The following is a 19822-nucleotide window of genomic DNA, read 5'->3' as shown; positions in this document are numbered from 1 at the left end:
AAGAAGGGAAGGGTAGAAAGTCAGATGTGTGAACTGCTGGGGATGAGCGCGAATGTACCGACGGATATCTGCTTTAGCTTTACCGGGCTGATACAGCGCGGTGGGAAAACCGGACCGCATCGGGATGGCTGGGGCATTACCTTTTATGAAGGGAACGGCTGTCGTACGTTCAAAGATCCACTGCCAAGCTATAATTCGCCGATTGCGCGATTGGTACAGGATTACCCTATCAAATCGTGTGCAGTGGTTTCACATATTCGACAGGCGAATCGCGGCGCAGTGTCGCTGGAAAATACCCATCCCTTTACGCGCGAGCTGTGGGGGCGGAACTGGACGTACGCCCACAACGGGCAACTAAAAGGTTACAACACCCTGAAAACGGGCATGTTTCGCCCTGTTGGCCAGACGGACAGCGAATTTGCTTTCTGCTGGCTGCTGTCCCAACTGGCTGAGCGCTACCCGCGCACGCCGGGTAACTGGCCAGCGGTATTCCGCTATATCGCCAAACAGGCAGATGTCTTGCGGGAGAAAGGCGTGTTTAACATGCTGCTGTCGGACGGGCGCTTTGTGATGGGGTATTGCTCAACCAAACTCTACTGGATTACTCGCCGCGCGCCGTTTGGTAAAGCGACGCTGTTGGATCAGGATGTAGAGATTGATTTTCAGCAGCAGACGACACCCAATGATGTCGTCACCGTGCTGGCGACGCAGCCGCTAACGGGCAACGAAACCTGGCATCAGATTATGCCAGGTGAATTCGTTCTATTTTGTTTCGGCGAGCGCATACTTTAAGGCCGGCTGGCTAGTCATCAACGGTGGGTTAACGACGTATTGCCCGTTAAACACCGTGACGGCCGGTGGCTGATTGTGCTGATTAAAATAGGTGTACCCCGGCTGAAGCTGTTTCCAGAAGCTGGCGTAGGTGGAATTACGGTGGCGCTGCATGTTCTGTTCCGTCATACGGAACGGGTAGATGGCGATATCAATCTTCGCTTGCCCGTTACGTAATGCGGCTTCGGCATAGCGATAAATCTCATCCATATAGGTGTTGGTCATGGCATAGCAGCCAATCGACACACATTCGCCGTGGATCATCAAATAGCGACCAGAATATCCCTGTGATTTATCATAGTCGTTGGGGAAGCCGATATTGATCGCGCGATAATATTGGCTGTCTGGCTTGAGCTGACGCAGGTCAACCTGATAGAAACCTTCCGGGCTTTTTAAATCGCCTTCAACGCGTTTTGGCCCTAATCCACCCGAATATTTACAGATGGGGTATTGTTCCAATAAACGATATTCGTTACCGACTTTCGCATAAAGTTCGAATATCCGCTCTTCTTTAAAGATCTGAATATAGATCGGAGAGCCTAATAATTGCTGTTTTAATTCTTTTGCTATCGGCGCTAGCGGCGGTGCGGTCTCGCTGGCGGCGCTGGTAACAACAAGAGAAGGCAAAAAAAACAACATCGCAAACGACAGCGCGATTTTTTGCATTATGGTTCCTGATAATAAAATTGCCTGCTATATGCGGCATCCGCATCGCGTTCTCCATTCGTTTAGCGAGAAAGCGTTGGAACAACCGTTATCGGTATCTATTTCGTCGGCGAATAGGTAACGACGAAAACGAAATCACATTATCATTGGTTTCATATTAATCAAGCGTTGAAAAGCGCTAAAAAATAACATTTACAAAAAACGACCCGAAAGAATGCGGGCCGTCCAATTTGAGATCGTTTTGAGGTCGTTAATTGCGGGAAAAGCGTATCAGGCGCGGGTGGCTTCTATCATCATAATGTCGGTGACAAAGGAACCGTCTGCCTGTACGTCAAAATGCTGTGCCACCTCGTCCGGCAATGTTTTTTGCAGTTCACGAATCGCGACAGCGAAATGTTCTGGTGTGCGCATACGTGCGATCCAACTGCTGAACTCCAGCGTTAGCCTGTCACTGGTGACGTTACGCACGATAAACCCAGCGTCGGTAAACAGGCTCAGCCATTCGCCCGGCGCGTAATTGCGCACGTGTGAAGTGTCGCGCAGCTTCTCTACCGTCTGCAAATAGCTGTCCAGCAGTGGATGACCGGGCGAAACGACATCCATCATGATCACGCGCCCACCCGGTTTCAGGACGCGCCGCATTTCACGTAACGCCTGTCCGACATCATGCCAGTGATGCGCAGAGTAACGGCTGATGATGATATCTGCGCTGCTATCCTCGAACGGTAAAGACTCGGCTACGCCTTGCTGAACGCGGATGTTATTCAGTCCTTTTTCTGCGGCAGCCTGACTCACCACGTCCAGCATTTGGGAAGACAAATCGTAGGCGATAACCTCCGCGACGGCTTGTGCAGCGACAAAGCTGGCATGTCCGGCACCGCAGCCGAGGTCGATCACGCGCGCCTGCGGAAAGGGCGCTAATAAAGCAGCCAACTGGGTTAAATCTTTGCCCTGCGCATGCACCGCACTGGTCAGGTAATTCTGCGCCTGTGAGCCGAACTGGTGTTCGACGCGATGATTATGGTTCTGTTTTTCTTCCATCATTGCTCTCGCTTTATCTGAATTGCTTTCGTTTCATCATGGGTTAAACGGCGGCGCGCCAGCCACTAAAGAAGACGTCGGTCTGAGAACACTATCCTTGGTCTAAGAACACTATAGTCAGGGAAAAATACGGGTACAATATGAGCATTTATACGGGTATAAAATACTCCCTGTTTGATTAACACCTCTTTCACTCATGTTGTTGTCGTCTCGAGCTCGCCTTGACGAGCAAGATGAAAAGGACACCTGGCTATGTCTGCACATTCGTTTATACCTGCCAATTCTCTGAGCGGCCCAAAAGCGCTGGGGGCTTTCTTACGGGCGCTGCGTGAGCGGACTACGCCGGAAATGGTCGGCTTGCCAGCCTCTGGACGGCGGCGCACCAGCGGGCTACGTCGCGAAGAGCTGGCGCAAATCGCCCGCATCAGCACCACCTGGTATACCTGGCTTGAGCAAGGACGCGATGTATCCGCTTCGGCATCGGCGCTGCTCCGCGTATCGCAGGCATTAAAACTAGAACCCGCAGAGCACGATTATCTTTTTAGCCTTGCTGGCGTGAAGGATCCTCAGAAGCAGAGTAGGGCAGCGTCGCCGGATGCGCAGGTTGCCGCTAGCCTGCATCACATTACTTGTCCTGCGTATCTTCTGGATGGCAGTTGGAATATGCTGGCGTGGAATGCACCGTCGGAACAGCTGTTTGCCGGATGGCTAGGACACGATCCCGAGCCGAACCTGCTGCGTTTCATGTTCTTGAATCCGCTGGCCCGATCGCTAGTGGTCAATTGGCCGGAACGAGCTAAGCGGGTGGTGGCGGAATTTCGGGCTGAATCAAGCCATTACGCCCCGACTGACGCCGTTCGGCAAATCGTGATGTCGCTGTGTGAAGAAAGCCGTGAGTTTAATCTCTGGTGGTCACAGCAGGCGGTAACCGCGCGTGAAGGCGGCGAGCGACGTTTCCACCATCCTTCGCTTGGCGATATTGCCTATCATCAACAGACTTTCCACCCTGCCGTGCAGAGCGAATTTAAGCTGGTGATGCTGATCGCCCAGTAAACGCGGCAGGCATCGCGCAGCTTGTCTATACTGACTTTGATCTGTATATTCATACAGTGTTGTCAGAGGGCCAGTATGCGCAAAATCATTCATGTTGATATGGACTGCTTCTACGCAGCAATTGAGATGCGTGATAACCCGCGCCTGCGCGATATTCCTCTGGCAATTGGTGGGAGTGCCGATCGCCGTGGCGTCATCAGCACCGCTAACTATCCTGCCCGACGCTACGGTGTCCGCAGCGCAATGGCAACGGCAACCGCCTTACGCCTGTGTCCACACCTCACGTTGTTGCCGGGGCGCATGGAGGTGTATAAATCCACCTCGCGCCAAATCCGCGAGATCTTCTCCCGCTACACGTCGCTGATCGAACCCCTTTCTCTGGATGAAGCCTATCTGGATGTCACCGATAGCCCGCAGTGCAACGGTTCGGCGACGCGCATCGCCGAAGACATCCGTCGAACCATCGCGGATGAACTGAATCTGACCGCCTCGGCGGGGATTGCGCCGATCAAATTTCTGGCGAAGATCGCCTCTGAGTTAAATAAGCCGAATGGACAATATGTGATTACACCGGAGCAGGTGGATGATTTCCTGCTGGCGCTGCCGCTGGAGAAGATCCCTGGCGTTGGGAAGGTGACCGCAAAACGGCTGGAAGAGCGTGGCCTGCACACCTGCGCGGATGTTCGGGTGTATGCGCTGGCGGATCTGCTTAAAGAGTTCGGCAAATTTGGCCGCGTGCTGTGGGAGCGATGTCAGGGGATTGATGAGCGACGGATTTCACCCGATCGGTTGAGGAAGTCGGTTGGCGTGGAAAAGACGCTGGCGCAGGATATTCACGACTGGGAACAGTGTGAAAACCTGATCGAAGAGCTTTATGAGGAGCTGGAAGTCCGCCTGAAACGGGTGAAACCCGATCTGCATATTGCGCGTCAGGGCGTCAAACTCAAATTTGATGATTTTCAGCAAACGACGCAGGAGCATGTGTGGCCGGTGCTGAATAAACAAGATCTGTTGAAGATCGCGCAACAAACCTGGCAGGAGCGGCGTAAATCCAGAGGCGTCCGGCTGGTTGGGCTACATGTGACGCTGCTCGACCCGCAAATTGAGCGACAGCTAGTGTTTGATTGGGGATAAGGCTGTTGAGTTGAGGATAAAAAAGGGCGACGTCTCTACGCCGCCCTGATTTTTACGACTACGTGATTACGCGCGTGGCGGAATCGCTTTCAGCAGCGCTGTCAGCAATTTCCAGTACAGATCGACGCTGCCGATATGCACTTGCTCATCCGGCGAGTGTGGCCCGGTGATGGTCGGCCCGATGGAAACCATATCCATGTCTGGGTACGGTTTCTTGAACAGACCGCATTCCAGACCCGCGTGAATCACCATGATGTTTGGCGTCTTGTTGAACAGCTTCTGATACGTTTCGCGTACCAGCGCCATGACCGGTGAATGTGCATCCGGCTGCCAGCCTGGGTAGCCACCTTTCGGTGACGTTTTCGCGCCAGCCAACTGGCCCAGCGCCGTCAGCGTACCAACGACGGCGTCTTTACCGCTGTCGATCAGCGAACGAATCAGGCAGATAATTTCTGCATGGTCGTCTTCCATCGTAACAACGCCGAGGTTCAGCGACGTTTCCACCACGCCTTTGACTTCGTCGCTCATGCGGATCACGCCGTTTGGCGTGGCATTGAGCAGTGCCAGCAGGCGATCGCGGCTGTCCTGCGTCAGCGGGTGCTCGTTGCTGTCGCTGGCTTCCACCAGCACGGTCACGTTTTTCTCAACGGCGGACAGCTCATTTTTCAGCACGGCCAGATAGTCCTGGCTCAGCGCTTTCAACTGCTCGACGTTAGCGGCAGGCAGTGACAGCGTGGCGAAGGCTTCACGCGGAATCGCGTTACGCAGCGTCCCGCCGTTCAGATCGAGAATGCGGATATCCAGCGCTTTCGCCTGCTCGAACAGGAAACGTGCCAGCAGCTTGTTGGCGTTGCCCAGCCCCAGATGAATGTCACCGCCAGAGTGGCCGCCTTTCAGCCCCTTAATCGTCAGCTTCAGCGTGTGGTAACCGGCAGGTGGCAGTTCGCGCACCAGCGGCAGGCGGGTGATAAAATCAATACCGCCAGCGCAACCCATGTAGATCTCACCTTCTTCTTCCGAATCGGTATTGATCAGGATTTCGCCCTGAAGCCAGTTAGGTTGCAGGCCAAACGCGCCATCCATACCGGCTTCTTCCGTCATGGTCAGCAGCACTTCCAGCGGACCGTGCTCGACGCTTGGATCGGCCAGCACCGCCAGCGCAGAAGCCATACCGATGCCGTTATCCGCGCCTAGCGTGGTGCCGCGTGCTTTCAGCCACTCACCGTCAACATAAGGTTGGATCGGATCGGTAGTGAAATCGTGTACGGTGTCGTTGTTTTTCTGCGGCACCATGTCCAGATGCGCCTGCAACACGACAGGTTTGCGATTTTCCATACCTGCGGTTGCCGCTTTGCGCAGCAGAATATTGCCGACCTGATCGCGCTCGGTATAGATGCCTTTTTCTTTAGCCCATTCCAGAATGTGCTCGGCCAGCGCTTCTTCATGATAAGAAGGGTGCGGAATAGAACAGATCTTAGCGAAAATATCCCACAGAGGCTGGGGGGAAAGTTGAGATAATTCAGACACTATTTGAGTCTCCTTTTTAGCCACCTATCTTCGCACTCTGGCGTGCAGGCGCTACAGGTTAAAAATCAATCGCGGTTAGCCACGGAACATGGCGCGTCAACGCAGAATATCATTTTCCATCAAAGCAGGGGAATTGCCGTCAGTCCCGTCTTACTTTTCCTGCTGCAATATGAACCAATGGGCCCGGCAGGGCGCAGGTTGTCAGGAAAAACTCGATTCTCACGTTGAGAAAAACTGGTTTTTATGTTGTTGGCTATCTATAATCTCGCGCAACCTTTTTCCCCCCTCAGACTCAACTTAAGCCGTTTTTTATTCGGCTGGGATATATTTTATGAGCGAAAAGTACGTCGTAACCTGGGATATGTTGCAAATTCATGCCCGTAAACTGGCACAGCGTTTACTGCCTGCCGATCAATGGAAAGGCATCATTGCTGTTAGTCGTGGTGGTCTGGTTCCTGGCGCGCTGTTAGCGCGTGAGCTGGGCATTCGTCACGTTGATACCGTTTGCATCTCCAGTTATGACCATGACAACCAACGCGAAATGAAAGTCATCAAGCGTGCCGAGGGAGATGGCGAAGGATTCATCGTAGTTGACGATCTGGTTGATACTGGCGGTACGGCGAAGGCGATTCGTGATATGTACCCGAAAGCGCACTTTGTGACCATTTTCGCCAAACCTGCTGGTCAACCGCTGGTCGATGACTACGTGATTGATATTCCACAGGATACCTGGATTGAACAGCCGTGGGATATGGGCGTGGTGTTTGTTCCGCCTTTGTCTGGCCGTTAATCACCCAGCGATAATCATCATCGATTTCCCCCAATGCTCGGTTTAGCCGGGCATTGTTGTTTTTGATGATTATTGCTTCTTATCCCTCGTAATTTCTGCCACAGGATTTGATCCGATCGTGTGTTTCTGCCGTTGATATTTGTCTTCTCTGGCCTGAGTTCGTTACACTTTAACAGGTGACGAAGAAGTCGTCTGATGTCCGCTAACAGCGGTTTACATTAACGGAGGCTGCTGTGGCGCAAGCTAACCTGTCTGAAACGCTATTCAAACCATCCTTTAAACATCCAGAAACCTCGACGTTGGTCAGGCGTGCGCGGAATAGCCCGGATGTGCAGGGGCTGCATTCTACGCTGGAAGGGGAGAAGACCCGCAGTTGGTATCGGTTGATTAACCGGCTGATGTGGATTTGGCGTGGTGTCGACCCGTGGGAAATCGAAGATGTGCTGTCGCGCATCGCTGCCAGTAAGGCCGACAGAAGCAACGAGCAACTGCTTGATACGGTGATCGGCTACCGAGGCGGTAACTGGATTTATGAATGGGCGAAGCAGGGCGCAGACTGGCAGCAGCGGGCGCTCGAGAGCGAAGAGGATGCACAAACTGGGCAACTCTGGTTGAATGCTGCCAACCTCTACAGCATTGCTGCCTATCCGCATATTAAAGGCGATGAGCTGGCGGAACAGGCGCAAACGCTGGCAAACCGCGCCTATGAAGAAGCCGCTAAGTACCTGCCTTATGAACTCAAAGAACTGGCCTTCCCGATTACGGGCGGCGGGACGCTGACCGGTTTTCTGCATATGCCAGCGCAGGCGAAAGCGCCTTTCCCAACGGTGCTTATGTGCGGCAGCCTGGAAATGTTGCAGAGCGATTATCATCGCCTGTTTCAGGACTATTTTGCGCCAGCGGGCATGGCAATGCTGACGATTGATGTTCCCTCCGTTGGATTTTCTTCCCGCTGGAAGCTGACTCAGGATTCCAGTTTCCTGCATCAGCAGGTCTTGCGCGCGCTGCCGGATGTCCCGTGGGTCGATCACACCCGCGTTGTGGCGTTTGGTTTCCGCTTTGGTGCCAATATTGCTGTTCGGCTGGCGTATCTGGAATCGCAACGCTTACGCGGCGTGGCCTGTCTTGGCCCCGTAGTGCATCACCTGTTAAGCGATCCGAATCGTCAGCAGCAGGTGCCGGATATGTTTATGGATGTACTGGCGAGTCGGCTGGGTATGCCGTTCTCGACGGATACCTCGCTGAAAACCGAGCTGGGGCGCTATTCGCTGAAAACGCAGGGGCTGTTAGGGCGCCGCTGCCCGACGCCGATGCTGGCAGGCTACTGGGATAACGATCCGCTTTGCCCGAAAGAAGAGGCCAGCCTGATTGTGAATTCATCCGCACAAGGGAAACTGCTGCCGGTTAATTTCTCGCCGGTGTACCAGAACTTCCACCGCGCACTACAGCAAATCAGCGGATGGTTGCAGGATAAAGTGTAGAAAAGCGGGCGTAACGCACGGTCTGTGCAGGCGAATCTTCGCTACACAGGCCGCTGTTCCTGCCAGACGAACACCGTCGATCACAGGATCTTTTTGGCGTAGCAAAGCCTGTCCATATCAACCACTTCAACCGTCACTGACAGATTCTTCAATCCCAGCGCTTCAATCTTCTGAAGTACCAGATTGGAGAGACTGCTTTTCTGCTCTCCCGTCCGCCCTGACAGTATCTTGATTGCCACATGAATAAAGCTGGCTCGTTCACCACCTGTCGTGTAGTTATCGTAAGCGAGGGATCTGACTTTGATATCACTGCCGTCACTGGCAAACAAACCGGATTCGAGCGCACCGCGATAGATCGCAGGAAGTAGGGCATTGATATCAATGTCTGAGGAATGTTCGGCGATACAATGTGGCATAAGGTGTCACTTCTCAATAAACGAAAACGAAGAGACCAGAGTATTAAATACCCCGTGTCGATCGGCAATGCTTTTTCAGGAAAGCCTGCGCGGACAAAGTGGAGACGTAAGTTGTTATGCAGGTGGTTGATAAATTGCCATTCTCTGCTAAAAAGAATGTTCAACCAGAGGAGATCGTAGATGATGTTACCGAGTGGACACCCCAAAAGCCGACTCATGAAAAACTTTACGTCGTTGGGGCCTTATATCCGTGAAGCGCAGTGCGAGGATACCGCGTTCTTCTTTGATTGCCTGGCGGTCTGTGTCAACATCAAGCCTGCGCCAGAACAGCGGGAATTCTGGGGCTGGTGGCTGAATTTGGAAGATACCGGCACAGGTTTTGCCTATGAGTATCACTACGGTTTGTTTGATAAACAAGGCAACTGGCGTGAGGAAAAAATCAAGGACAAAGCCGTGATGGAACAGGTGGAAAATGCCAGAAAGGCTTTCCATGTTCGATTGGAAAAGCAAGTTAACGCGCTGGAACCCGCCTGTACCCTCGTCGCTCGACCGTGATACTTCCCTGACGATCCCCGATTTATTCGCAGGTTTTCGCGTTGTGCCTGTTGGCATAACGCGTCTGTCCTGCTACAACGTTTTCCTTATTCTTATTTTTTGACATTCAACGGCAGAAAAATTATGAGCGGCAGCCAGACTTTGGTTGTGAAACTGGGCACCAGCGTGCTAACCGGCGGTTCGCGCCGTCTTAACCGCGCCCACATTGTTGAACTGGTGCGCCAGTGTGCGCAGCAACATGCGGCAGGGCATCGGATTGTTATTGTTACCTCTGGGGCGATTGCTGCCGGGCGTGAACATTTGGGTTATCCCGAACTCCCGGCCACGATTGCGACCAAACAACTGCTGGCCGCCGTGGGTCAAAGTCGCCTGATTCAACTGTGGGAACAGCTGTTTTCCATCTACGGTATCCATGTCGGGCAGATGCTGCTGACGCGTGCGGATATGGAAGATCGTGAGCGTTTCCTCAACGCTCGCGACACCATGCGAGCGCTGCTGGATAACAATATCGTCCCGGTCATTAATGAAAACGACGCCGTTGCGACCGCCGAGATCAAGGTCGGTGACAACGACAACCTGTCTGCGCTGGCGGCGATTCTGGCCGATGCAGATAAGCTGCTGCTGTTGACCGATCAGGCTGGGCTGTTTACCGCCGATCCGCGCAATAACCCCGATGCGGAGCTGATCCGTGAAGTCACCGGCATCAACGATGCGCTGCGCAGCATTGCGGGCGATAGCGTGTCTGGCCTCGGAACGGGTGGTATGTCGACCAAATTGCAGGCTGCCGATGTGGCCTGCCGCGCCGGTATCGACGTGGTGATTGCCGCAGGCAGCAAACCCGGTGTGATCGGCGATGTGATTGCCGACATCTCCGTCGGAACGCGTTTTCATGCACTCGATGCGCCACTGGAAAGCCGCAAACACTGGATTTTCGGTGCTCCACCAGCGGGGGAAATCACCGTCGACGATGGCGCGCTCTCGGCGATCCTCGAACGGGGCAGTTCGCTGTTGCCTAAAGGCATCCGCACCGTAGAAGGGAACTTCTCTCGTGGTGAAGTGATCCGCGTGCGTAGTCTGGCTGGTCGCGATGTGGCGCATGCCGTGACGCGCTATAACAGCGATGCACTGCGTATGATTGCCGGACACCATTCTCAACAGATTGCCGATATTCTTGGCTACGAATACGGTCCGGTGGCTATCCATCGCGACGACATGATTATTAATTAAGGAGTTCGCGATGCTTGAACAAATGGGTAAAGCGGCAAAAGCGGCCTCTTATCAGCTGGCGGTCTTGAGCACGGCTCAAAAAGACCGCGCGCTGCTGACGATTGCAGATTTGCTGGAAGCCGAGAGTGCGACGATTCTGGCGGCTAACGCGCTGGATTTAGCCGATGCGCGCCAAAATGGCATGAGTGAGGCGTTGCAGGATCGCCTGCTCTTAACGCAGGACAGACTGAGTGCGATTGCCAGCGATGTGCGTCAGGTCTGTCGCCTGACCGATCCGGTAGGGCAGGTGATTGACGGCAGCATGCTGGATAACGGGCTTAAGCTGGAGCGTCGCCGCGTGCCCCTCGGCGTGGTCGGTGTGATTTATGAAGCGCGCCCAAACGTCACCATTGATGTGGCGTCCCTGTGCCTGAAAACCGGTAACGCGGTGATTCTACGCGGTGGAAAAGAGACGTACCGCACCAATGCGGCGACGGTAAAAGTGATTCAGCAGGCGCTGTCGCAGTGCGGCCTGCCAGCCGCTGCGGTGCAGGCGATTGAAAGCCCGGATCGTGAGCTGGTCAATCAACTGCTGAAGCTGGATCGCTACGTGGATATGCTGATTCCGCGCGGTGGTGCAGGTCTGCATAAGCTGTGTCGTGAACAATCGACGATTCCGGTTATCACCGGGGGGATCGGCGTTTGTCACATCTATGCTGACGACAGCATAGATTTCGACAAGGCGCTGACGGTTATTGAAAGCGCCAAAGTGCAGCGCCCTAGCGCCTGCAACAGCCTGGAAACGCTGCTGGTCAATCAACAGATTGCCGACCGCTTCCTGCCAGCGCTGAGCAAGAAAATGGCGGCGGCAGGCGTTACGCTCCACGCTAGCCCTTCGGCGATGGCTTACCTGACCGGTGGTCCGGCAAATGTTGTCGCGGTGGAAGAAGCCAACTATAACGATGAATGGCTCTCTAACGACCTGAACGTTACGCTGGTGGACGATCTGGATGCGGCGGTTGCCCATATTCGCGAACATGGTACACAGCACTCTGATGCGATTCTGACGCGCTCCTTGAGCAATGCGGAACGCTTCGTGCGTGAAGTGGATTCCTCTGCGGTGTATGTCAACGCCAGTACGCGCTTCACCGACGGCGGCCAGTTCGGTCTGGGTGCGGAAGTGGCGGTCAGTACCCAGAAACTGCATGCGCGCGGCCCAATGGGACTGGAAGCGCTGACCACCTATAAGTGGATTGGTTATGGTGACGATTTGATTCGCGCCTAATTACTTAATGGCTGCGTATATCGAAAGATATGCGCAGCGTTATTTTTATTCCGCTTTTTACTTCAGATATTTTCTAAATAAGACATCTCATTCCAACTGTGACTTTCTGCTGTGTTATATGTAGTTAACTTAAAATTTAATACAGCAATAGAAACGCAATAAAATAACCGCATAAGAAAAATATCCTCCAATAGTAACAGGCTATGCTTTGTGGGCGTTTCACAAATACATAACCTGTCTTGCTATCGGAGGATAAAGGGTAATAATTACTTATCCTCTATTACAATAACGCGTTATTTCACATTAACGCTGATGCTTCTCTGCGGCAGAGTGGATTGAGTCGGCGGTTTCACGAGCATTCTTTTCCGCACGGTTGTTAAAACTATCCGCTTTAGATTTGACGTCGGCCCAGCCTTTTTCGGCGTCTTTTCTGGCTTCGGATTCTCTGGATTTCACATCAGCTTTGACTTTGTCTGCCCGCTCTCTGGCTTCTGGTTCCCTTGATTTGAGATCGGCTTTGAAATCATTCGCTTTTTTCCGTGCTTGGGCTTCATGCTCATGCGCCTTGGTTCGCGCTTCTGACGCTTTTTCTCTCGCTTCAGTGCGATCGTGACTGAAGGCCGATTCTGCTGACGCCCGGGCGGAATCCAGATCATTTGCTGCCACCATGCCAATGTAACTGGTTCCCAGAATTAAGCCTAAAAACAGTGGTTTCATATTCATGGTCTATTTCCTCTTACAGCGCTTTATGACTACGCTAACAATAACCTTGCCGTCGACAACGTATTATTGAAAGCTTCATGTTAAGACCGCCTCCTTGTCGTCTTGGTCATTTAAGTAGAGCAAAATAGAAAATAAAAAGAATAGGGAATTATCCTAAACTGTACACTTGGGTTTTGTTATGTATTGCATTTATATCGGAAAGGTAAAAAGATATTTTTATTGTAAATATCACCTTTTATAAAGCAGGAATGTTTATATGAAAATAAAACTGAATTTTCACATAATTAGGGCGTGTTTTTCTGGTACTTCACCCGAAGAAGAGGGCGACTATAGGAAACATGCTCTGCATGCATGTCCGTTAAGCCGAAAAGCTATAGCCTATGACGCTATTAGTACGGAAAATTATCAGAACAGCGTGGATGCTGATAAAACCAGCAGACGATCGGCAAACGCTTGACTTGACGTATCATTATCACTAATTTGTCACCCCGTAGTTCACGTCTGGCTCTCGCCACGACGATCCCAAAGCCGATATAGCTCAGTTGGTAGAGCAGCGCATTCGTAATGCGAAGGTCGTAGGTTCGACTCCTATTATCGGCACCATCCTACCTATTTTAACGTCTCCCTAAGTCTACTCAAACACCCTTTAAACCCTTATAATACGCGGTTTCACGGCCCTTATTGTCTCTGCTCGTCTACTCACGTTCACAGAAATCTACGGTGAGTTGGGGGTATCAATGGGGGTATTCGCTGTTCGGTCTAAATAACTTAGCACATTGATGCTTCACTTCTCATCGCTCAAAGCCAGCGCTGGTGGGGTGCCATCTCACGCAAGTGTAGCGCTATTATGCAAAGCTATTTAGTATGTGCTTGCGATGCCCGTTGGCTGATTGCCATCAGATCAATTATTTTTCCTGTGGCGGTATAATTTTCCCTATCTGACACAAGCTGTCAGTGAGTGATATTATATTTCTGGTTAGGCGTCGGAAATTGTAGGCGTTAAGATTTTAGTTTCCGATTTTTTAGCCGTTAACTATTGCTGGCAATCAACTTGAAAAAATTGAGCAGCGGAAAAATAAACCGCTGTGATGCTTGTTAATGTTTTTTGAGACGGCTTTTTCTTGGACAAATAATGAAAGACAACACGAGCAAAAAATACGATCTACTTATTGAACGTCTGTGTGAAACGTTTGGTGCTTTATATCAGGGAAAGGTGATCGATAGATCCTGGCTCTGTGAGAAGTTTGGTGTAACGGAGCGCACGGCGTACCGTGATTTAGCCAGGTTGTCGCATCTTTTGGAGGAAGTCTCGGTCGGGCGCTACAAACTCAGCGGGCATTTGCTTCCCGCATTGCATACCGGCCACCTCGCTGAGTTTGCCAGCTTTGCTGGCGTTGCCCATATCTTTCCCCATAACGATGGGCGATCGCTACGTAACCAAATGAAAAAAGGCGAAAATATCACTATTCATGGGGCAGGAAGCCGGGATAATCGTCAGTTTAGCGAACTAATGAATGCACTTGATAAAGCCATTACCGCTCGTCAGACAATAACCTGCGACTATCGTGGTAAATCCCGTGTTATTCAACCCTACCGCCTGATTAACCACTATGGGCTATGGTATCTAGCCGCAGTAGATGAAGGGCTCCTGAAGGCGTTTGAACTGGCGCGCATTGAGCGACCAACTGTGATGGATAAATCTTTTTGTACGAACCCTGCTGTGATACAGGAACTCAATGAGAGCATCGGCATTCGCTTTGGCAAGCGTCTTGAAGCCACGTTGTGGGTTTCCGCTCATGCTGCTACTTATGTTACACGACGCCCGCTTTTCCCTGAGCAGCGCGTCGCGCAAACCCATTCGGACGGAAGTCTGACGCTTATCACCGAGATTAGCGATAAGCACACACTATTTCGCTGGCTACGCTACTGGTTACCCGATATTCGCATATTGTCCCCGACTTCGCTGAAGGAGGCGTTCAGTACGGATTTCTGTGCGCGCGCGGCAACTCATGCCGAGAGTGAACCAACCACTGTTTTACGCTAATGAGAGAAAAAATGAATACAGCAGAAGACTTTAACCGCCTCTATACCGACGTTTCACGAAATATTCAGCAAACGCTGGCTGATATTGCCAAGCTTCACGTTGAGAATAAAGACGGCAAACAGCACATGAACGCAATGACTGAGAAACTGCAAACTTTGCAGGATAATTTCAATCAGAAACTTTCTTATTTAGAAAAACATGCCGAGTGGGATAAGTTCACCCTTGCGTTCTTTGGCGAAACTAATGCAGGTAAGAGTACGATTATCGAGTCCCTTCGTATTTTGTTTGATGAAGAATCCCGCCGACAGTTATTGCAAAAAAACCATAACGATCTGGAGAAAGCGGAGCAGGAACTACGTGAAACCTTAGAGCAGTTGCGTTCTAATTTAGGGGAGGTTTATTCTGATGTGGTGAGTAAAATCACCGATATCAGTTTCTCCGTAATGCGCCTAACGCAGATGATCGACAATGAAAGCACCCTGCGTCTGAAAATAGAAGGCGAGGAGAGTAAAGCGCGTCTGCAACTTGAACAAAATGAGAGCCAATCGCGCTTGAACATTTTGCAGAGAAAAACCAGTGAAAAAGCTCGTTTAACTTTGCTTATGACAGCAATTGCTGGCCTTGCCGTCGGTTCTGGCGCGGTGACATTGGTTAACATGCTGGCGGGGCAATGAGAATGAGCGATGCATTGTACCTTCAGGATGATATTGCTGAAAATGCTGCCGCTTCCAGGCAAACAGAAAGGAAATCATCGCTCAATATTCAAGATATACTGGAAAAAAACCTATCGCGTCTTATTCAGTCGATCATTAAGGCTGAGAAATTAAAAAACACGGCGAACCGAGTAGATGGGTTAATTATTGGTACTGGTGAGGCAGATTTTACCAAAGGGAATACTCGCTATACCTTACATATTGACGATAAAACCTTTCAACTGGTCGATGTGCCGGGCATTGAGGGGAATGAGTCGCGCTATGTGCACCAAGTGAAAGAAGCCATCGCTGAAGCGCACATGGTGGTTTACGTCAATGGAACCAACAAAAAGCCGGAAACGGCCACCGCCGAAAAGATAAAATCCTACCTTGAATACGGCACGCAGGTTTATCCGCTTGTAAACGTGCGCGGTTTTGCTGATGCCTATGAGTTTGAGGAGGATAGACAGGATCTTGCGCAGCAGGGAGGTGCCGGAGAAGCGTTGCAACAGACTGTTGGCGTGCTTGCGCCGGTGTTGGGGCAGGACGTGCTGTTGCCTGGAAATTGTGTCCAAGGGCTAATGGCTTTCTCCGCGCTGGCTTGTGATGACATTACGCTGAGTACCACCATTCATCCCTCTCGGCATCATAATCTCGCTGCACAGCAGAAGCACTACTTTAAGCATTTTCCCACCCGCCAGGAGATGTTGGATTTCAGCCAGGTGAATGCGGTTGCACACGTTATTAGAAGTAAGGCTGCCACCTTTCGAGAAGATATTGTCGAGAGCAACAAAGGTAAAGTGCGCGAGTCGCTTGGTCAGTATTTGCAGGTTCTCAAAGAACAGTTAACCAGTCACCGAACATTCCTGAAAACTACAGAACCTGAATTTGAAAAATGCCATGTAGCGTTCAGAAACGCGATTGCTGCGTTTGAGCGCCGAATTGTGAACAATCGTCGTAACCGCTGGAACACCTTTTTCAATGAGTTGATGGATAAAAGCGACGATATTGTTGAAGACGATTTTGGTGATAGCGAGGCGATCTCTCGGCGTATTAATCAGGAATTTAAAACGCGACGTACCCACGTCGAACAACTGATGCTGGAGGATACCGAGGAGGGGGTTAAGGCGTTGCAGGAGCAGATGCTTCAGGCGGTTACCCGCCTGCTGGAAGACATTAAGCATGTCGAGTTTCAGCAACGTGTCAGTTTTGATCGTCATGGTGGGTTCGATTTTGGCAGCGATATTGAGCTGGGCTACGACCTTGGGTTAGGTGATTTTGGTTCAATGGTCTTTAAAATCGGCGGCTATGCGCTAACTGGCGGTACGATCGGCAGCGCATTTCCTGTCATTGGTACGGCCATCGGTGCCATCGCAGGGGTGCTGGTCGGCGTGGTCATGACCGTTGTCGGATTTTTTACCAGTAAGTCTTCAAAAATTCGCAAGGCCCAGGGGAAAGTTCGCGACAGGCTGGAAAGTGCGAGGGATAAGGCATTACATGGCGTCAGTGATGAAGCTAGCAAGTTGGTTGAGGCTATTGAAAAAGAGCTTCAGGGCAGCCTGCTACAGAAAGTGAACGAGATGCACACGGCGTTGCAGCGGCCAATTTCGATTTTCGAAGAGCAAATCATGCGAATCACAAAACTAAAAAATCAACTGGAGAAGATGCCTTATGGAACAATTCAAACAGTTCAGTATTGAGAAGCAGGCCGCAATTGGCTCGCTACTAAAACTGCGCGGTATGCTGGAGACTCTAGGCGAGATGGAGATGGACGTCGGCGACGATCTGCAAAAAATCTCGTCTGCTATTGCTTCCGTTGAATCTGACGTTCTGCGTATCGCCCTGCTGGGGGCCTTTTCCGATGGAAAAACCAGCGTTATCGCTGCCTGGCTCGGTAAGATCATGGAAGATATGAATATCTCAATGGACGAGTCTTCCGATCGGCTTAGTATTTACAAACCGGAAGGGCTGCCAGGCCAGTGTGAAATCGTGGATACGCCGGGGCTATTTGGTGACAAAGAGCGTGAAATCGACGGTAAACAGGTGATGTATGAAGATCTCACTAAACGTTATATTTCCGAAGCGCATCTGATTTTTTATGTTGTTGACGCCACCAATCCGTTGAAAGAGAGCCACAGCAGCGTTGCTAAATGGATACTGCGCGATCTTAACAAGCTTTCGTCAACCGTCTTCATCATCAACAAAATGGATGAAGTCACCGATTTGACCGATCAGACACTGTTTGACGAGCAGGCGGCGATCAAAAAAGACAATCTCAAAGGCAAATTGCAGCGTGCCGCTAACCTGAACGCAGCGGAACTCGCTCAACTCAATATCGTCTGTATTGCCTCTAACCCGAATGGTCGTGGTCTGCCTTTTTGGTTTAACAAACCAGAGCATTACGAGAGCCGCTCACGCATTAACGATCTCAAAAATACAGCCGCAGATATTCTGAAAACCAATGTCCCCGGTGTGCTACTGGCGAAAACCGGCATGGATGTGGTGAAAGATATTGTCAACCAGCGTGTAACGCAGGCTCGACAGCAGCTCAACGAACTGAATACTTTCGTCGAGAAAAATGACGAAGATACGCTACGTTTCAGAAACGATATCACCCAGAGCCGTACAGAGGTTAAGCGCCTGGCTGGTGAACTGTATGAAGAATTAAATTTGATGGAAAACCAGCTAATGAGCCAGCTGCGTCCGCTGGAGCTGGAAGATATTCGCCCCTTTATGGATGACGAACTAGGGTATACCGAAGAGGGCGTTGGCTATAAGCTCCACCTGCGTATTAAGATAGCGGTAGACCGCTTTTTTGACCAGTCTACCGCGGTGACGCAGCGTCTGTCGGACGACATTACCCGCCAACTGAATTCCAGTGAAAGTTTCTTAAGCAACCTCGGTGAAGGTGCGTTTAAATCTCTCGGCGGTGCCTTTAAAGGTGTGTCCAAAATTAGCCCAGCGACGATCAAAACGACCATTTTTGCCGCGCGTGACACCATTGGGCAATTAACCGGTTATGTCTATACGTTTAAGCCTTGGCAGGCAACCAAACTGGCTGGAGGCATTGCTAAATGGGCCGGTCCTGCGGGTGCCGTATTTACCATCGGTTCCGATCTCTGGGATGCGTATAAAGCGCATGAGCGTGAGCGGGAAATCAACGAGGCGAAAGAATCGCTTGGTAAAATGATCAGAGATCCGTTTAAAGATATTTATCTCATTTTGAGTTCGGATGAGAAGATGTTCGCTTTCTTCGCACCGCAGATTCAGAACATGGAAAAGGTCATCTCTGATCTGACGGAGAAAAGTAACGCCATCCGGCAAAGCCAGCAAAAGCTCGGTTTACTTCAGGGGCAGCTTGCGCAGTTAAGCTTGCCCGCCCCAGAGCAACAGCCAACCTGATTCGTGGGTCGCGATACTGTCACGTGGAGATGTGACGGTATCGCGGGTGGAGGCTGTACCGGCATATTTATACCCGTCATACTTCAAGTTGCTTGTACGTTGGCTGCCCTTACTCACCCCAGTCACTTACGTATGTAAGTAACTTGGGACTCGCGCGGTTGCCGCCTTCACGCAACTCGAATTATTTAGGGTATATTGTGATATTAGTATTTGTCTCGACGGGTATGCATATGCTTCCCTTCTGCCAACCTTGTTGTGTAGCCCGATTTTAATCAGGTTATCTCATACTTAAGGGGGCATCTACTCTTGTTGGGCTACGGTCACTTTTCACTCATTATTTTTAAATGACGAAGAAAATATCTCATCAAAAAAAGGAACTGCGTCCATAAATTTCTCCATTGCATTATTAAGCGGGGAAAAAATTTCATGATCCGCAGGAAAATAACCATATTCTTGCCAACAATCGGCAAGCTGGTTTGCATTTAATAAGACCGGGAAAAAGAATTCACCGTTTGCAAGAGCATCAAAACCTAAAGAGCGAAGTTGCTCGCGATGAAGGGGATTAATATTCTTCACAAACTCAGTAAATTTCCGTTTCCCTCCAAACAGTTCGATATTAACCTTAAAGCGAAAACCAAAACTGGCTTGTTCTGTACCTATTCCGGTAATTACCGCTAAACAGTAATCAACTTCCGAAACCACTGTGGAATGGGTTTCAAAAAAATATTTCGGTACATCTGGTATTTGTTCCCAACTCTTGGGTGCTAGCCAACAATACTCTTTTTGTTCATATTCAGCTTCGCCTTTCCAGTTTTTATCCTTTAAAAACCAATCGACACATTGGTCAAAGCCTTTCCAGAAAGCCCCATCAATTTGATTTTCAAACACGACTACGGCTTCATTGAACATTTTTAACTGAGATAGAATCATTGCGCCAGCCTGACGCTCGATATCACTATATTGAGTCATATTTTAT

General features: G+C 50.7%; 18 protein-coding genes and 1 tRNA gene. 13 read left to right on the top strand and 6 right to left on the bottom strand.

What is annotated here, in order from left to right; translation table 11 throughout:
• The first annotated feature begins 24 nt into the window (after positions 1 to 24).
• Positions 25 to 792 (top strand): class II glutamine amidotransferase, encoded by a 768-nt coding sequence (locus BJJ97_RS00175; RefSeq protein WP_039361094.1) that lies wholly within the window; start codon positions 25 to 27, stop codon positions 790 to 792.
• Here the strand turns inward: BJJ97_RS00175 and dpaA are convergent.
• Both dpaA and BJJ97_RS00165 read right to left on the bottom strand, forming a co-directional pair.
• Positions 763 to 1497: a peptidoglycan meso-diaminopimelic acid protein amidase gene (dpaA, locus tag BJJ97_RS00170; RefSeq protein ID WP_095992723.1), complete on the bottom strand. Its 735-nt coding sequence runs from the start codon at positions 1495 to 1497 to the stop codon at positions 763 to 765. The two genes, BJJ97_RS00175 and dpaA, sit on opposite strands and share 30 nt — an antisense overlap.
• Before the next feature lie 270 nt (positions 1498 to 1767).
• Positions 1768 to 2538, bottom strand: a complete 771-nt coding sequence (locus BJJ97_RS00165) for a class I SAM-dependent methyltransferase (RefSeq protein ID WP_264372098.1) — start codon at positions 2536 to 2538, stop codon at positions 1768 to 1770.
• A gap of 252 nt (positions 2539 to 2790) precedes the next feature.
• Between BJJ97_RS00165 and BJJ97_RS00160 the strand changes: the two genes are divergently transcribed.
• Together BJJ97_RS00160 and dinB are read left to right on the top strand one after the other, a co-directional pair.
• The gene (locus BJJ97_RS00160) at positions 2791 to 3591 is read left to right on the top strand and encodes a helix-turn-helix transcriptional regulator (RefSeq protein ID WP_095992721.1); all 801 of its coding nucleotides are present in this window, start codon (positions 2791 to 2793) and stop codon (positions 3589 to 3591) included.
• 75 nt (positions 3592 to 3666) lie between these two features.
• Complete coding sequence (gene dinB, locus BJJ97_RS00155; RefSeq protein ID WP_095992720.1) at positions 3667 to 4725, top strand: DNA polymerase IV; 1059 nt, start codon at positions 3667 to 3669, stop codon at positions 4723 to 4725.
• A gap of 66 nt (positions 4726 to 4791) precedes the next feature.
• On the opposite strand, the gene pepD is transcribed toward dinB, so the two are convergent.
• Complete coding sequence (gene pepD, locus BJJ97_RS00150; RefSeq protein WP_095992719.1) at positions 4792 to 6252, bottom strand: beta-Ala-His dipeptidase; 1461 nt, start codon at positions 6250 to 6252, stop codon at positions 4792 to 4794.
• A 331-nt stretch (positions 6253 to 6583) separates the two neighbouring features.
• Between pepD and gpt the strand changes: the two genes are divergently transcribed.
• Positions 6584 to 7042: a xanthine phosphoribosyltransferase gene (gene gpt / locus BJJ97_RS00145; RefSeq protein ID WP_005975741.1), complete on the top strand. Its 459-nt coding sequence runs from the start codon at positions 6584 to 6586 to the stop codon at positions 7040 to 7042.
• A 233-nt stretch (positions 7043 to 7275) separates the two neighbouring features.
• Positions 7276 to 8523: an esterase FrsA gene (frsA, locus tag BJJ97_RS00140; protein WP_095992718.1), complete on the top strand. Its 1248-nt coding sequence runs from the start codon at positions 7276 to 7278 to the stop codon at positions 8521 to 8523.
• An 80-nt stretch (positions 8524 to 8603) separates the two neighbouring features.
• On the opposite strand, the gene BJJ97_RS00135 is transcribed toward frsA, so the two are convergent.
• The gene (locus tag BJJ97_RS00135; RefSeq protein WP_095992717.1) at positions 8604 to 8939 is read right to left on the bottom strand and encodes a 5-carboxymethyl-2-hydroxymuconate Delta-isomerase; all 336 of its coding nucleotides are present in this window, start codon (positions 8937 to 8939) and stop codon (positions 8604 to 8606) included.
• Between the two features lie 180 nt (positions 8940 to 9119).
• Between BJJ97_RS00135 and crl the strand changes: the two genes are divergently transcribed.
• The 3 genes from crl (at position 9120) to proA (ending at position 11985) form a co-directional block, all read left to right on the top strand.
• Entirely contained in the window at positions 9120 to 9494 is a 375-nt protein-coding gene (gene crl / locus BJJ97_RS00130; protein WP_039486949.1) for a sigma factor-binding protein Crl, read from the top strand.
• 123 nt (positions 9495 to 9617) lie between these two features.
• Positions 9618 to 10721, top strand: a complete 1104-nt coding sequence (gene proB / locus BJJ97_RS00125; protein ID WP_005975751.1) for a glutamate 5-kinase — start codon at positions 9618 to 9620, stop codon at positions 10719 to 10721.
• 10 nt (positions 10722 to 10731) lie between these two features.
• Positions 10732 to 11985 carry a glutamate-5-semialdehyde dehydrogenase gene (gene proA / locus BJJ97_RS00120; RefSeq protein WP_095992716.1) on the top strand — a complete coding sequence of 418 codons (1254 nt, stop codon included), beginning with the start codon at positions 10732 to 10734 and terminating at the stop codon, positions 11983 to 11985.
• Between the two features lie 303 nt (positions 11986 to 12288).
• Here proA and BJJ97_RS00115 read toward each other — a convergent pair whose 3' ends face one another.
• Positions 12289 to 12708, bottom strand: a complete 420-nt coding sequence (locus BJJ97_RS00115; RefSeq protein ID WP_095992715.1) for a hypothetical protein — start codon at positions 12706 to 12708, stop codon at positions 12289 to 12291.
• Between the two features lie 527 nt (positions 12709 to 13235).
• Between BJJ97_RS00115 and BJJ97_RS00105 the strand changes: the two genes are divergently transcribed.
• The 5 genes from BJJ97_RS00105 to BJJ97_RS00085 all read left to right on the top strand — a co-directional run bounded on the left by BJJ97_RS00105 (position 13236) and on the right by BJJ97_RS00085 (position 18846).
• Positions 13236 to 13311, top strand: a tRNA-Thr gene (locus BJJ97_RS00105).
• A gap of 529 nt (positions 13312 to 13840) precedes the next feature.
• Positions 13841 to 14752 (top strand): helix-turn-helix transcriptional regulator, encoded by a 912-nt coding sequence (locus BJJ97_RS00100; protein ID WP_095992713.1) that lies wholly within the window; start codon positions 13841 to 13843, stop codon positions 14750 to 14752.
• A gap of 11 nt (positions 14753 to 14763) precedes the next feature.
• Positions 14764 to 15426, top strand: a complete 663-nt coding sequence (locus BJJ97_RS00095; protein WP_095992712.1) for a hypothetical protein — start codon at positions 14764 to 14766, stop codon at positions 15424 to 15426.
• 2 nt (positions 15427 to 15428) lie between these two features.
• Positions 15429 to 17144, top strand: a complete 1716-nt coding sequence (locus tag BJJ97_RS00090) for a P-loop NTPase family protein (protein ID WP_125460896.1) — start codon at positions 15429 to 15431, stop codon at positions 17142 to 17144.
• The gene (locus BJJ97_RS00085; RefSeq protein WP_095992711.1) at positions 17116 to 18846 is read left to right on the top strand and encodes a LeoA/HP0731 family dynamin-like GTPase; all 1731 of its coding nucleotides are present in this window, start codon (positions 17116 to 17118) and stop codon (positions 18844 to 18846) included. The genes BJJ97_RS00090 and BJJ97_RS00085 overlap by 29 nt, the downstream gene beginning before the upstream one ends.
• 327 nt (positions 18847 to 19173) lie before the next feature.
• Here the strand turns inward: BJJ97_RS00085 and BJJ97_RS00080 are convergent, their stop codons facing one another.
• The gene (locus BJJ97_RS00080) at positions 19174 to 19815 is read right to left on the bottom strand and encodes a hypothetical protein (RefSeq protein WP_095992710.1); all 642 of its coding nucleotides are present in this window, start codon (positions 19813 to 19815) and stop codon (positions 19174 to 19176) included.
• Between the last annotated feature and the right edge of the window lie 7 nt (positions 19816 to 19822).

The sequence above is a fragment of the Pectobacterium polaris genome (assembly GCF_002307355.1).
Classification (GTDB): domain Bacteria; phylum Pseudomonadota; class Gammaproteobacteria; order Enterobacterales; family Enterobacteriaceae; genus Pectobacterium; species Pectobacterium polare.
The sequence above is the reverse complement of the archived record's forward strand: the minus strand, read 5'-3'. Positions and strand labels throughout refer to the sequence as shown.

Excerpts from the sequence above, each read along its gene's own strand:
- BJJ97_RS00175 (WP_039361094.1), top strand. The coding sequence starts at position 25 with ATGTGTGAACTGCTGGGGATGAGCGCGAATGTACCGACGGATATCTGC.
- dpaA (WP_095992723.1), bottom strand. The coding sequence starts at position 1,497 with ATGCAAAAAATCGCGCTGTCGTTTGCGATGTTGTTTTTTTTGCCTTCT.
- BJJ97_RS00165 (WP_264372098.1), bottom strand. The coding sequence starts at position 2,538 with ATGGAAGAAAAACAGAACCATAATCATCGCGTCGAACACCAGTTCGGC.
- BJJ97_RS00160 (WP_095992721.1), top strand. The coding sequence starts at position 2,791 with ATGTCTGCACATTCGTTTATACCTGCCAATTCTCTGAGCGGCCCAAAA.
- dinB (WP_095992720.1), top strand. The coding sequence starts at position 3,667 with ATGCGCAAAATCATTCATGTTGATATGGACTGCTTCTACGCAGCAATT.
- gpt (WP_005975741.1), top strand. The coding sequence starts at position 6,584 with ATGAGCGAAAAGTACGTCGTAACCTGGGATATGTTGCAAATTCATGCC.
- BJJ97_RS00135 (WP_095992717.1), bottom strand. The coding sequence starts at position 8,939 with ATGCCACATTGTATCGCCGAACATTCCTCAGACATTGATATCAATGCC.
- crl (WP_039486949.1), top strand. The coding sequence starts at position 9,120 with ATGATGTTACCGAGTGGACACCCCAAAAGCCGACTCATGAAAAACTTT.
- proB (WP_005975751.1), top strand. The coding sequence starts at position 9,618 with ATGAGCGGCAGCCAGACTTTGGTTGTGAAACTGGGCACCAGCGTGCTA.
- proA (WP_095992716.1), top strand. The coding sequence starts at position 10,732 with ATGCTTGAACAAATGGGTAAAGCGGCAAAAGCGGCCTCTTATCAGCTG.
- BJJ97_RS00115 (WP_095992715.1), bottom strand. The coding sequence starts at position 12,708 with ATGAATATGAAACCACTGTTTTTAGGCTTAATTCTGGGAACCAGTTAC.
- BJJ97_RS00100 (WP_095992713.1), top strand. The coding sequence starts at position 13,841 with ATGAAAGACAACACGAGCAAAAAATACGATCTACTTATTGAACGTCTG.
- BJJ97_RS00095 (WP_095992712.1), top strand. The coding sequence starts at position 14,764 with ATGAATACAGCAGAAGACTTTAACCGCCTCTATACCGACGTTTCACGA.
- BJJ97_RS00090 (WP_125460896.1), top strand. The coding sequence starts at position 15,429 with ATGAGCGATGCATTGTACCTTCAGGATGATATTGCTGAAAATGCTGCC.
- BJJ97_RS00085 (WP_095992711.1), top strand. The coding sequence starts at position 17,116 with ATGGAACAATTCAAACAGTTCAGTATTGAGAAGCAGGCCGCAATTGGC.
- BJJ97_RS00080 (WP_095992710.1), bottom strand. The coding sequence starts at position 19,815 with ATGACTCAATATAGTGATATCGAGCGTCAGGCTGGCGCAATGATTCTA.